The following is a 13712-nucleotide window of genomic DNA, read 5'->3' as shown; positions in this document are numbered from 1 at the left end:
CTAACCTTTCTCTCTCTCTATGTGTGAGCCTATGGATTTACCGACATACTTCTGCAACTGAATTCCCGTACGTAAACATTGCTTTAGTTGCGCGCGAACCTCTTTGTTAAGCTGATTTGCCGAAAGTTTACCTCTAGTCGTGTATTTCTCTTCATCTAATTGGAACGGTGTACTATCTCTTAGTTTTAAAGCGATAGAAAAAGCCACTTCCCAATCATTGGCTAGCTGTTCAGATATAATTCCATGCACCTTTAACTGCCTAATTCGTTCAAGCGTAGAAGCGGAAAGAATTCCTGCTTGAATAGCAAGCAGTCGGATCCCATTAACAATCGGAATATAAGCCCCATATTTGATATCAAATCCACCTGCATCTTCACCGTAACGCTCTGTAATTAAATGACTGAAAATACCTAACGAAATTTTGTGATGCAATGTGTTCGACAACAAGTATCTCAAAAGTCCTGGATGCTCCTGCACATAGTCAAGAAACGATTGTTTCAACTTCGTCACCAACGTTCCAGACCCATACATACAACGCATATCAGCCAAAATGAGCAGGTAGCGCACATTTTCCCAATCAGGTTCCATAAACCAGCCGATCATCATATCCGTGTATCCTTGCAGCGACTTCCGCCATTGTGGATTGCTGGATATGACATTCCCTTCACAAGGAGGATATCCCAACACATCCAAACCGCGAATGATATACGATGCAAGCTTATCGAAATAAAAATCTAATTCATCTTGGGTATGCGTTTCACTATCTTCATAAATGAGTCCATTGTCCTGATCACTCCACAGCGTCTGCTCTCTCCTGCCACCACTGCCGAATAAAATAAAAGCATACGAAACAGGTGGCTTACCGTAACCTTCATCCTCAAGTAAATGTTCTGCAATCTGTGTCGTTCTTTGAATCAATGCATCATGCATTTGATTGATTTGCTGCCCCAATTCAGATGTATAGGAAAAAAGGAGATGCTCCCGAAACATCTCATGCACCTGATCTCTGGTTATTCGCATCTCTTCGAATTGCTCTGAGAGATAAATGCGTTCCAGGATCCGTTCCATTGAGAGATGATTCATGTTGCATCCCCTTTGCTCTAGTAGAAAGTATATGTTTTATTAAACGGACACACCGTTTTGAGCTGCTTTTTTCATTTGCTCAGGATATCCGTATGAACCATGCTCGGAAAGATCCAGACCAATGATTTCTTCTTCTTCTGTAACACGAAGACCAATTGTAGCTTTAAGAATTCCAAGGATAATGAAGGAAAGAACAAGTACGAATGCTAGAGCTCCAGCAAGACCAAGTGCTTGAATTCCCAATTGGTGGAAACCACCGCCGTAGAATAAACCTGCACCACCAATACCTACTTTAGCTGAAAGCTCAGGTGTTGCGAACAAACCAGTGGAAAGTGTACCCCAGATACCAGCGATACCGTGTACAGAGAAAGCATAGATCGGATCATCGATTCCAGCTCTTTCGAACCATTGTGCGGTGAAGAAAGTAACGATACCCGCTACTGCACCAATAACGATTGCAGCCCAAGCGTCTACGAACGCACATGCTGCAGTAATGGCAACAAGCGCAGCCAGAACACCGTTTAACATGCTAGGAATATCTGCTTTCCCGAAGTACATCCAAGAGATAATCAATGCAGCTACAGCACCTGCCGCAGCAGCCATATTCGTTGTCAATGCGATATAACCGAAGAATCCGTCTCCCATTGCACTAAGCGTACTTCCTGGGTTGAAACCGAACCAACCAATCCATAGGATGATTACACCAAGAACAGACAATACTTGGTTATGACCTGGAATTAAGTTAGGTGTTTTGTCTTTATTATATTTGCCAATACGTGGTTTAAGCAAGATCGTTGCTACTAACGCCGCTGTTGCACCTTGTAAATGAACGACAGTTGAACCCGCGAAATCTTGCATACCTAATTTACTTAACCAGCCGCCGCCCCATACCCAGTGCGCAACGATTGGATAAATAATAACAGTGTAAAGAATTCCGAAAATGAAGTAAACCGGAAGCTTCGCTCTTTCTGCAAATCCGCCCCATGCAATAGCAAGGGATACACCAGCGAATGCTAGTTGGAACAAGAATTTGATACCAATTGGCACATCAGAGAAGGAAAGAGATCCAAATGCTGCTGCAGCTTGATCTTCTAAACCTGTTACGAAGAAGCCCGTTTCTCCGAAAAATGCATTTCCATCACCGAAGGCGAAACCAAATCCTACAGCCCAGAATGCAATGGCACATATCCCAAAAGTTAAAATCGTTTTACCGGCTACGTGACCGGCATTTTTCATTCTAGTTGACCCTGCTTCTAAAAGTGCAAAACCAGCTTGCATGAAGATGACTAAGATTGCTGCTAACATGACCCATACTGCATCAATTGCACTCTGTAGTTGTGGTACTGTCGCTTCATCCGCTGCAAATGCGAGTGTAGGGAACAGTAATGACATAACGCCGAAAGCTAACAACAACTTCTTAACCATACGACCACTTCCTTTTAATGTTAGATTAAGTAACATGTAATGAAACTCTTAATGTCATTATATACAGGTTATTTGGGTTTGACAATAGGATTTTCGCTAAAATATTGAAAAAAGCGAAAAATAACCTAACATCGAACAGGCATAATTCGTGTTTCAGCTCATAAGCGAACACAAAACACCGATTTTATGCCAAAATCTAATGTAAGCTTTCCGAAGTATCACGTTTGACTGTACGGTTTAATATCAGGTATCATGTTTATATAGAAGAAAGTAATTCAAACCATTGGAGTAGAGGTGAAATTAGCATGGGGAATGAGAAGCTTTACAAAATCGGAGAGCTCGCTAAGCTTGCTGACGTCAGCCCTCGTACCATTGATTACTACACCAAGCTGCGCTTAATTGAACCCGAAAGAAGATCCGATACGAACTATCGTCTATACAGTGATGAAACCTTGTATCGACTGAAGCGTATTGAATCAATGAAGAACGAGAAATATACCTTAGAGGAAATCAAAGTAAACTTACAACAATGGAGTAAAGTTACCTCCGATGATACAGTGACAGATAAGCTTACATCCCTTCAATTGCATCTGGAACAATTGATGAAGGAAGCCAAAGAACTCAGTCCACTTGTTCAGCAATTGAAACCGAAGCAGTTGAAAAAGCTGTATCATATTCTGACACAACCTACCGCCGCTTGCATCGAAGCACTTATTGTCCTTCTAGGTAAAAATCCGTTCTCATAATTGAAATACGGAGGAATGCCCTATGTTTTTCCACCCAATGAACTTCCTAATTATCATCGCATTCGGCCTTTCCTTGTGGGCTTCATTTCGAGTGCGAGGAACTTTCAACAAATGGTCCAGCGTACCTGTCTATTCGCGCATGACCGGAGCAGAAGCTGCAAGACGAATGTTAGACGCGAATGGCCTTTATGATGTTCCCGTTGAAGCTGTACCAGGAACGTTAACAGACCATTATGATCCAATGGCTCGAGCCGTACGCTTGTCGGAGCCCGTCTACTTCCAGAGTTCCATCTCAGCTGTATCTGTTGCCTGTCACGAGGTAGGTCACGCTATTCAGCACCAAGTGCATTACCCAATGCTTGTCGCAAGACACAAGATGTTCCCTGTTGTTAACTTTACTTCCGGCGTAGCTCCTATACTCATCCTTGCGGGTTTCTTTTTTCAAAGCATCCCTTGGCTATTGGAAATCGGTATCATCTTCTTTGCCGTAGCTGTAGCTTTTCAATTAGTTACATTACCCGTTGAATTTAATGCCAGCAACCGAGCACGCAATGAAATGGTAGCACAAGGATTCATCTCTAATGAAGAAGAACGTGGAGTAGCTAAAGTTTTGAATGCTGCCGCACTAACTTATGTAGCCGCTGCATTAATCTCCGTACTTGAGCTACTGAAGTACATTATGATATTCAATGGTCGTAATAACGACGATTAGATACAAAAGCTCTCCCTAACAGGTTCTTCATAGACCTATCGGGAGAGCTTTTCTCATTTAAAATAATCATATAAAAATCGCCGAAACACTTCAGCCACCAGTGGCAGCTTCACACCCTTGCGACAAATCAATCCAACCGTCCTTGTAACCTGAGGATCCGTGACCCGTATTTTGACTGGCTGCGTTTGACCACTTTCCAATAAAGCCATCGCCGGAAGTAAGCTGACACCCATACCCGCGGCAACAAGTCCACGAATCGTGTCTGTCTCTTCACCCTCAAACTCAATCTTAGGCACAAAGCCTGCCTGCTGGCACGCATCCATTACGATCGTTCGAAGCGTGTATTCTTCACTAAACATAACGAAAGGCTCATTCTTCAACTGTTCAAGGCGAATTGACGTATAGTCTGCCAGAATATGATTCGATGGGATGATAGCATACAACTCTTCCGTTAACAAAATTTCACCTGTCACATGCTCGTGGGATTCAGGAAAGGGTGAAATAAAGGCTAGATCAATTTCCCCTCTCGAAACATCACGAATTAACGAAGTGTATGTACCTTGACGCAGTCTAAACTTAACATTGGGATGATTTTTCTTGAATGCCGCAACAACAGCAGGCAGTAAATTGATGACCAGACTATGCGGGAAACCAATACGAATCTCACCAGCCTCTGGATCAAGAAACTCATGTATTTCGCCCACCGCACGCTCTAAATCCGTAAGAATACCTTCAACCCGGCTAAGAAATAAATGCCCGACAGAGGTCAAATGTAAGTTACGTCCCTTTTGAACGAATAAATCAACGCCGAGCTCCTCTTCCAGCAAATGAATTTGCCGACTAACCGCCGACTGTGCTACATGCAACTCTTCCGCCGCCTGTGTCACGTGCTGTTTCCTAGCAACCTTCACAAAATATTGCAACTGTCTTAATTCCACGTGAGTAAATCCCCCGACTTAACTACATGATGAAGAAACAAAATGCGTTCTATGACTCCGATTATAGCTCGATAGCAACGATTGGACAACTTATCTGCAAAAAGCTTATAATAAGTGAGTTGTTATTTAGCATGGATAATAAAGGAGGAAATCATTCAATGGCACAAGAACGTACTGGTGTTGCTACCCTGAAAAGCAATCCTATCACTTTGGTAGGACCCGAAATTAAAGTAGGTGACAAAGCACCTGATTTCAAAGTCAACAAAGATTTGATGACGCAAGTATCACTTGCTGATTACGCAGGTAAAGTGAAATTGATCTCCGTAGTTCCTTCCTTGGATACAGGCGTTTGCGATGCACAAACACGTCGTTTCAATGAAGAAGCTGCTGGCCTTGGCGACAATGTTGCAGTTCTTACAATCAGCGTTGATCTTCCTTTCGCACAAGCTCGTTGGTGCGGTGCTGCAGGTATCGATAAAGTGATCACATTGTCTGATTACAAAACAAAATCCTTTGGCGAAGCTTATGGCGTATTGATCAAAGAAATTCAATTGGATATGCGCGCAATTTTCGTAATCGACGCTAATGACACTGTTCAATACGTTGAGTACCTCGGCGAAATGACAGCTCACCCGAACTACGAAGCAGCTGTAGAAGCTGTTAAAAAATTAGTTTAATCCACACAAATAAAACAGCAAGGAGGCCAAGCTTCCCTGCTGTTTTTGTTATCCATCAATTTTATATGAAGCAAGCTTACGGTCTAATTGTTTATAAATATCTAATATCGTACGGTAATTGGATCCAAGATCGCCCATTGAACCACGTGAAGCTGAATAAATATCAACAGCCGTTTTCACCGGATTAATGGCAAATAAAGTTAGCGTAACGTCTTGGGTTCTTCCAGTAACCGTCTTGCGCTCAGCAAGAATTTCTCCTACGTTCGGGACCTCATGTAATAGCTTGTACCCTGGTGTTTTCTTCAATACAGCTGTTACCTCTTCCCAAACTTGCTCCTTCGGCAGCTTAAAATATCTAGTTTTAAGTAAAGGATCTCTAGCTTTTTCCCCTGTCGTTTCATGACTACGTACTAATCCGATTAAAGTTCTCTTTAGCAAAAGCCCTTTCCCCCTTCAATGAAGTGCATGTAGACCACTTGCCATTTCAACACTATTCTCTATAATACCATTGATTAAGCTTTAGAAAAAGAGGTAAATGAAAAATCGAGGGATTACTCCCCCGATTTAGCAGATTCCATTCCTATCTATTCCTTTTTATCCAAAAAAAGTTGTAAACAGCAGGTAAGCGTTCAATCCTGCGATTAAAATAGCTACAAACCAACTCAGTACCGCCATCCATTTCGGGATCACGAGTACGCCCATTTTTTTACGATCTGATGTAAAGGTAACTAGTGGAATCACTGCAAAAGATAGTTGCAAGGATAAAATAACCTGACTTAGAATGAGTAGATCTGTTGCTCCGCTTTCCCCATAGATCCCGATTACGATGACCGCAGGAATGATAGCAATTAACCGAGTGATCAACCGACGTAGCCAAGGTGTTAATCGAATGTTCAGAAAACCTTCCATGACGATCTGTCCGGCTAGTGTACCTGTAAGCGTTGAGTTCTGACCGGATGCTAAGAGTGCAACGGCGAACAATATACTCGCTGCCCCTGTACCTAACATAGGTCCAAGGAGATGATAGGCATCTTGAATTTCCGCCACTTCTTTCCCAGCTGAATGAAAAGCTGCCGCAGAAAGAATAAGAATTGCTGCGTTTACGAATAGCGCTAGCATTAGGGCAATCGTTGTATCAATAGTTGAGAATTTAATCGCTTCACGTTTGGCTTCAATCGTAGGTTCAATTTTCCGCGTCTGAACGATAGATGAGTGCAAATATAAATTATGCGGCATGACCGTCGCACCTAGAATACCTAAGGCAATATATAACATGGCTGGATTCGTTACAATTTCAGTAGTTGGAATGAAGCCTGCAGCTACAGCTGCAAATTCAGGTCGAGAGAAAATGAGCTCCATAATAAAACAAACCATAATAAGAGCAATTAAGCTAATAACCATCGCTTCAATATAACGAAAGCCTTTCTTCTGCAGCATTAGCACCAGAATAACATCTAACGCTGTAAGAATCACACCATAGATAAGCGGTAACCCAAACAGTAACTGCAAAGCAATCGCGGCACCAATGACTTCAGCAAGATCACAAGCAGCAATCGCAAGCTCACACAGAAACCAAAGTACATAAGAGACAGGCTTGCTATAATGATCACGGCATGCTTGCGCCAAATCTCGCCCTGTTACGATACCTAGTCGACCTGATAGAGCCTGCAAGAGAATGGCCATTAGATTAGATATTAGAATGACTGAAAGCAGTGTATATCCAAACTGGGATCCTCCAGCCAAATCCGTCGCCCAGTTTCCTGGATCCATATAACCAACAGCTACCAAGTAACCCGGTCCCACAAAGGCAAGTAACTTTCGGAAAAAGCCAGCTTTCTTAGGCACTTTCATACTATGATGAACTTCAGGTAAACTTGGCGTGGAAGCATCTTTACGCCATCCACTCGGTTCCTGATCTGGTTTTTTCATTGCAAAATCCATAGCTTCACCCTTCTTTCACAAGACCAATAATGTTGTTCTAGGGAAACATTTATATGTAGTATACTACATAACCCCATCTTATGCTACAGGTAAACATTTATGTTCCAACGAAATTGTTTTTCCCTGGGGAAAGTTTTGATACAAGTTTTACCACATTTATTAACGATTATAGATCCCTTCTCATAAGGTTTCCCTTCTGAGAAAAATTCATAGGAATAATCATCTGGAAAAGAAGGATATTTGAAAGCATGAGCGAATACATTGAGATAGTTATCTTTGTATATTCAATAAACAAACAAAGAATATCGAAGCAATAACCATAATTTAATATAAAGGGTGATCTTATGGTTTATTTTATGGGTTTAGATTTAGGTACTTCTGCCATTAAATGCATTCTAGTGGATGAGGCCGGTACGGTTATCGGCTCACATTCTGCCCAATATCCGCTGCAACAACCCCATCCAGGTTGGGCTGAGCAGCATCCAGAAGATTGGTGGAATGCCACCATTGCAGGCATACAAGGGCTCTTGGCTAGCACCGGCGTATCAGGCGATGCAGTCGCAGGTATTGGCTTCTCCGGCCAGATGCACGGGTCGGTCTTCCTCGACGAAGCGCAGCAGGTCATCCGGCCTGCGCTGCTCTGGTGCGATCAGCGCACCGCGGAGCAGTGCACCTACATCGAGTCGACTGTCGGCAAAGCCGAGCTCGGTCGACTCACAGGCAATCGGGCGCTGACTGGCTTCACCGCGCCCAAGCTCCTTTGGCTCCGGCAGCATGAGCCGGAGCATTACGCCCGCGTTCGGCATCTGCTGCTGCCGAAGGACTACGTCAGGCTGCGCCTGACGGGTGCGTTCGGCATGGACATGGCCGACGCCAGCGGCACGCTGCTGCTCGATGTAGCCCATCGCAGCTGGTCTCAAACCGTCGCCGAGCGGTTAGAGATCCCGCTCGAGTGGCTGCCGCCGCTCTATGAGTCCGGCGACATTGCCGGGCACCTGCTGCCTGAGGCAGCAGCGCTCACCGGCTTAGCCCCAGGCACGCCAATCGTTGTTGGCGGCGGCGACCAAGCATGCGGCGCCGTTGGGGTAGGCGTCGTACGCCAGGGCATCGCCTCGGTGGCGCTCGGCACTTCTGGTGTCGTCTTCGTCCACGACGACACTTACCAAGTGGATGAAGCGTACCGGCTTCATTCCTTCTGTCACGGTGTGCCAGGCAAGTGGCACCGCATGGGTGTAATGCTCGCGGCAGGCGGCTCCTTCCAGTGGTGGCGCAATCATTTTGCCAGTGAAGAGCTTGCACGTGCTGAGCGAGAAGGCAAAGATGTGTATGAAATACTGACAGAAAAAGCAGCTACAGCTCCACTCGGAAGTGAAGGTTTATTGTTCCTTCCTTATTTATCAGGCGAACGTACGCCACATCCTGATCCCAAAGCACGTGGTGCCTTCATTGGGCTGAATCTAAGACACGAGAAATCCCATTTGACCCGCGCTGTTCTTGAAGGTATCACCTTCGGACTTCGCGATTCCATGGAATTGATTCGGGAATCCGGTATCGAAGTGACAGAACTTCGCGTTAACGGCGGCGGTGCTAGAAGTCCATTCTGGCGTCAAATGATCGCGGATATCTTTGGAATCCCTGTCGTAACGGTTAATTCGACAGATGGCCCAGCTTATGGGGCAGCTATCATGGCTGCATCTGGTGTCCTGCAAGTCGATATTACGAAATTATGTGAAGATTGGATTGAAGTCACAGATCGTGTAGAACCGAATGTTGCTAACCAACAGAAATATGAAGCATATTATAAAATCTATCGCAGTCTGTATCCTACACTACAAAGCACTTTCCATCAGTTAACGGATCTTGCTGAGCAGCAATAAGAAAAGGTAATAACTTATTGGCAAATGGGGACATTGGCTACGTAATGCCGAAATGGAGATTCTACACCTTGTACCAGTTATTCGAATGGGAAAGGGACAGTAGCAACTGCCTACGCTGGATTACTTTTGCATTCCCGATCTGGGTAGTTTCTGTTTTCTGAGGATTAACTGGATTTCCTACATCTATTCGCAAGCACAACTAGCACTTTATGGAGTTTAACTGGATTTTCTACATCTAATATTACTCAAAATGTCCCGTTTGACGAGGTTTGTCAGAAATAACGGGAGAAAATCCAGTTATTGAGCAAATTCCTATGATTTCGCTTGAATTAGCTACAGAAAATCCAGTTATTCGCTTGGTAAGAAACCCTTAACAAAAAAAAAATTATATTTCAATAAAAAAGAGGTTGAGCAGGTTATACCCTGTTCAACCTCTTTTTTATTCGAAGAAACCCGCCTATGCCGTCCGGTTTCCGTGCTTCAAACCCGCTCTCGCAGGTGGGTGTCCGCAGACGTGTATTTGAGGTCCCCTTTCGAGGGCATGTCAGCCACACTTCAATATAGGTCTCCCTAGAAACAGTCATTGGTTTAAAACAACTTAAAACCGTTACGAGCATCGCAGATTTCTTCTGTTTTCTTATTATAGATCCAACCTCGCTGATAATCAACTGGTAGGATTAATCTTTAGTCTTGTCATTCTCATCTTTTTTATGCAAGCTAATCGGAGAATCATTCATATCTCCCTCACTCGCATCAGCATTTCCTTCTTCAGCCGCTTCAGCTTCAGCCAGTCTCTGTTGTTCTTTCTCTTCCAACTCCTGTTGTTTCGTCTGAAGCTTCGTAAAGCTTCGGTTAAACTGCCAGAAGGAGAATGTGGCAACAATAGCACCCATGAAGAACACAACTAAGAAGAAATTGAATTTTGTTAAGCAAATATAAACAATCACACCATTACAAATGAGCAACACTATAGAATTGATAGGATTGCCAATCGTAATTAAGATTGAATTCTTAACGATTTGAAAAATTTTCATGTGCAAATGAACAATAATTGAGAAGAAATTAAACAAGGCGATAATCATAATCACGGTGAAAGCGATAAACAAAACAGCCAAAACCTTCAACGAGCTGCCTTGCTTTAAATAAAAGAAATAATTCACTCCGATAATCACGAAGATAAGAACAAAGAAAATACCGCCTAACATACTTTGCAAGTAGTTTTCTTTATATCCGCGGAAAAATGTCTTTAACAATGGAACATCTTCTTCGCCAGTCACCCATTTCCTAGCTACTGCAAACATAGCAGTCGTTGCTGGAAATAAAGTAAACGGTGCCAAAATAGCAAGAATCGGCAGTGTAGCTTGCAACGCATCCGGCGTTTGACTCACTAACCCCATAAAGAGGAAAAAGAATACCGGAATCGAACAAAGCATCCAAAGTAAATTAATAACGGATAACCGCATAATCCACTCTGATATTCTGTATAGTCCTCCCATAACTCCCTTAAACTCCAAAACTGCTTCCTCCTTAGCGTTTCCGTCTGGAAACTTTCTACGTTGTTAACTGCTGACATGACAATAGCATGTCTTATTTGTATATGTACTTAATTATAGCCTATTTTTCATGATATAGGTAGCCGTCTAGTCGTTATAGGTACTTTTACATAATATAGTATTGTCTAGTCGCACCACCCCCAAATCATTATTCAGGAGGTTGATACTATGTCTCATCCAGTTGGAACATCCGCAGGTGCTATTTTGGTACTTTTCATCTTGTTAGTTATCATCACTAGCTCATTTATACTTTAATCCATATACAACTTGAAAAAAGGCGGAGATCCTAGGATCTCCGCCTTTTTGGTGCTGCATCTTATTTATTTACAAGTGTATCTTCACTTTTGCGCGGCGCTCTGGAACGATCACGATTTCCGGAGTTGTTGCTTCCGTATTCGCGGTTTCTCGAAGTTGAGCTGTTTCCGCCTTCTCTGTTTGAACCGTAATCTCTGCTATCCTTACGCGGGTAACGTGAGCCACCACTTGAGGAATTGCCTGATCCAGATCCACCGTAACCGCCGCCACCTTGACGACGATCGCTTGATCCTGATCCTGAACCGTATCCACCGCCAACACGTCTACCTGAGCTGCGAACATCGAATTTTTTCTTTCTTGCACGAATCGGATCTTCTGGTGTCAATTCGATATTTAAATCTTTCTTGTCACCTGTTAGAAGCTTCATAGCTGCTGCAAGCAAGTTAACGGAATCGTATTGCTCAAGCATTTGAATAGCTAGGCCTTTAAATTCGGAGTGCTCTTCTTTTTGAAGCATATCCAAAATACGCTCAGCTGTCATTTTTTGTTTACCTTCTACCGCTTCTGCTACGCTTGGTAAAGGCTTTTTGTTGATTTTATGGCGTGTAACCTTCTCAATAAAGTGAAGGTGATCGATTTCACGTGGCGTTACGAAAGTCCAAGCAGTACCTTCTTTACCTGCACGACCTGTACGGCCGATACGGTGAACGTAACTTTCTGGATCTTGCGGAAGGTCAAAATTGATAACGTGCGTAACACCAGATACATCTAATCCGCGCGCAGCAACGTCAGTTGCTACAAGGACATCAATACTGCCATCGCGGAATTTTCTCATTACGTTATCACGTTGATTTTGAGACAAGTCACCATGAAGTCCTTCAGCAGCATAACCTCTTTTTTGAAGAGCTTCTGCCAACTCATCTACCCGACGCTTTGTACGTCCGAAGATAATTGCAAGGTCTGGTGCTTCCATGTCGATCAAACGGCTAAGCGCCTCAAACTTTTGTTTCTCATGCAATTCAATATAAGCTTGCTCGATCAAAGGAGCGCTCACTTGTTTCGGGATTACCGAAACGTGCTCTGGATTTGTAAGGAATTGTTGAGCTAATTTCTGAATGTTTGTTGGCATAGTTGCAGAGAACAACATGGTGTGACGTTCTGCTGGAACAAGTTTAAGAATAGATTGGATATCATCCATGAAGCCCATATCAAGCATTTCATCCGCTTCATCCAAAATAACCGTTTGAACATCATCAAGCTTGATTGTTTTGCGGTTAATATGGTCAAGAAGACGTCCTGGTGTTCCGATAATGATTTGTGGTTTCTTTTTCAAAGCGCGAATTTGTTTAACGATATCCTGTCCACCGTAAATTGGCAGGGAACGAATGCCTTTGAAACGACCGAGTTTTTCAATCTCTTCCGCAACCTGAATGGCAAGTTCCCGTGTTGGACACATGATTAAAGCCGAAATGCGCTCTTCTTTTACATTGATTTTGTTAACTAATGGAATACCGAACGCTGCCGTTTTCCCAGTTCCTGTTTGTGCTTGCCCGATCAAATCACGGCCTTCCATGGCCAATGGTATTGTTTTCTCTTGAATTGGTGTGGACTCTTCGAAGCCCATCTCTGTAATCGCGCGTAATACCGATGCGTCTAAACCAAACTCCTGAAATGTTTTCAAATAAATTCAATCTCCTTTTGTACAGGGCAGGCTAATGCCTTGTATCTTTTTTACCCTTAAGTACGACTTCCTATCCGTCTCTATAGTTTCTTGGTGGAATACACTTTCGATTCGTCATCTTCCATGATCCAACTGGCCGCCCTTAAGAACATCTAAAATATTATAGCACAAGTGATACACACATTGCCAGTGACTTCTTTTAACGATTCGAACGAAACCGAATGAATAGGCAACTCGTATTAAAGGGGAGAACAATAAAACGGAATCGTATAGAGGAGAGTTTACTATGTCCATATTTAAACGTGTTAGCAGCATTCTGCGAAGCCAGAAACAACAACCTACAACTACAGCCGTCGGCAATCCACTTGAAGATGCGCGTGTTGGCGATATTGTAAATGTAGACTTAGAGGAATATGTTATCTCCGGTAAAGTCGTTTATTTTGACCGCGGATTTGCTCCACATCGCTATGCTTATTATCTACAAAGCGGTAAAAATATTCAGTGCTTGATTGTGGAAAAAGGCAGAACCTATGATTGCTTCTTATGCAGCTTTATTGAAGGAGCTTTAGACGACCCCAACGATGTGCCTACCCGATTAGAATTAGATGGGGATGTCACTTTCGATCTGGAATTTCATCGCAACGACGTCTCAAAGACAGAAGGTAACACCGATTTCCGCAGTGGCGATGATATTATCTTCTGGCGATATTTCGGACCAGACCAACGTTTCTTCTTCCTACAATGGCAGGATGGTAAATTCGTAGCCCTAGAAGGCGAACGCACACCTGGCAATCAAATTAAATTTTTGAAAAATTTTTGAAATC

Annotated in this window: 12 protein-coding genes and 1 other RNA gene; 5 read left to right on the top strand and 8 right to left on the bottom strand. The window is 43.3% G+C overall.

Annotation, left to right across the window (positions count from 1 at the left end):
* Both ASG89_RS11265 and ASG89_RS11260 read right to left on the bottom strand, forming a co-directional pair.
* On the bottom strand, positions 1–1083 hold the full coding sequence (locus ASG89_RS11265; RefSeq protein ID WP_057310659.1) for a DUF294 nucleotidyltransferase-like domain-containing protein: 1083 nt from the start codon (positions 1081–1083) through the stop codon (positions 1–3).
* 39 nt (positions 1084–1122) lie between these two features.
* On the bottom strand, positions 1123–2508 hold the full coding sequence (locus ASG89_RS11260) for an ammonium transporter (RefSeq protein WP_057310658.1): 1386 nt from the start codon (positions 2506–2508) through the stop codon (positions 1123–1125).
* Positions 2509–2813: 305 nt separating this feature from the next.
* Between ASG89_RS11260 and ASG89_RS11255 the strand changes: the two genes are divergently transcribed.
* Together ASG89_RS11255 and ASG89_RS11250 are read left to right on the top strand one after the other, a co-directional pair.
* Positions 2814–3254, top strand: a complete 441-nt coding sequence (locus ASG89_RS11255) for a MerR family transcriptional regulator (RefSeq protein WP_057310657.1) — start codon at positions 2814–2816, stop codon at positions 3252–3254.
* Between the two features lie 22 nt (positions 3255–3276).
* Positions 3277–3966, top strand: coding sequence for a zinc metallopeptidase (locus ASG89_RS11250; protein WP_057310656.1), 690 nt, complete (start codon positions 3277–3279; stop codon positions 3964–3966).
* Between the two features lie 53 nt (positions 3967–4019).
* Here the strand turns inward: ASG89_RS11250 and ASG89_RS11245 are convergent, their stop codons facing one another.
* Complete coding sequence (locus tag ASG89_RS11245; RefSeq protein WP_057310655.1) at positions 4020–4904, bottom strand: LysR family transcriptional regulator; 885 nt, start codon at positions 4902–4904, stop codon at positions 4020–4022.
* 158 nt (positions 4905–5062) lie between these two features.
* Here ASG89_RS11245 and tpx point away from each other — a divergent pair, with 158 nt between their 5' ends.
* Positions 5063–5581 (top strand): thiol peroxidase, encoded by a 519-nt coding sequence (gene tpx / locus ASG89_RS11240; protein ID WP_056616303.1) that lies wholly within the window; start codon positions 5063–5065, stop codon positions 5579–5581.
* Between the two features lie 48 nt (positions 5582–5629).
* Here tpx and ASG89_RS11235 read toward each other — a convergent pair whose 3' ends face one another.
* Both ASG89_RS11235 and ASG89_RS11230 read right to left on the bottom strand, forming a co-directional pair.
* Positions 5630–6019: a DUF1499 domain-containing protein gene (locus ASG89_RS11235; protein WP_056616306.1), complete on the bottom strand. Its 390-nt coding sequence runs from the start codon at positions 6017–6019 to the stop codon at positions 5630–5632.
* A 156-nt stretch (positions 6020–6175) separates the two neighbouring features.
* Positions 6176–7522, bottom strand: coding sequence for an Nramp family divalent metal transporter (locus tag ASG89_RS11230; protein ID WP_057310654.1), 1347 nt, complete (start codon positions 7520–7522; stop codon positions 6176–6178).
* A gap of 356 nt (positions 7523–7878) precedes the next feature.
* Here ASG89_RS11230 and xylB point away from each other — a divergent pair, with 356 nt between their 5' ends.
* Positions 7879–9399, top strand: coding sequence for a xylulokinase (xylB, locus tag ASG89_RS11225; RefSeq protein ID WP_235549711.1), 1521 nt, complete (start codon positions 7879–7881; stop codon positions 9397–9399).
* 446 nt (positions 9400–9845) lie between these two features.
* On the opposite strand, the gene ssrS is transcribed toward xylB, so the two are convergent.
* The 3 genes from ssrS to ASG89_RS11215 form a co-directional block, all read right to left on the bottom strand.
* Positions 9846–10027: non-coding RNA, 6S RNA (gene ssrS / locus ASG89_RS35085), on the bottom strand.
* A gap of 49 nt (positions 10028–10076) precedes the next feature.
* Positions 10077–10913, bottom strand: a complete 837-nt coding sequence (locus ASG89_RS11220) for a YesL family protein (RefSeq protein ID WP_057310652.1) — start codon at positions 10911–10913, stop codon at positions 10077–10079.
* A gap of 355 nt (positions 10914–11268) precedes the next feature.
* Positions 11269–12888: a DEAD/DEAH box helicase gene (locus ASG89_RS11215; protein WP_057310651.1), complete on the bottom strand. Its 1620-nt coding sequence runs from the start codon at positions 12886–12888 to the stop codon at positions 11269–11271.
* Positions 12889–13174: 286 nt separating this feature from the next.
* Here ASG89_RS11215 and ASG89_RS11210 point away from each other — a divergent pair, with 286 nt between their 5' ends.
* On the top strand, positions 13175–13708 hold the full coding sequence (locus ASG89_RS11210; RefSeq protein WP_057310650.1) for a DUF4178 domain-containing protein: 534 nt from the start codon (positions 13175–13177) through the stop codon (positions 13706–13708).
* The last annotated feature ends 4 nt before the right edge of the window (positions 13709–13712 follow it).

It is taken from the genome of Paenibacillus sp. Soil766, assembly GCF_001428105.1.
Taxonomy (GTDB): domain Bacteria; phylum Bacillota; class Bacilli; order Paenibacillales; family NBRC-103111; genus Paenibacillus_E.
This window is presented reverse-complemented; position numbering and strand designations above follow the sequence as displayed.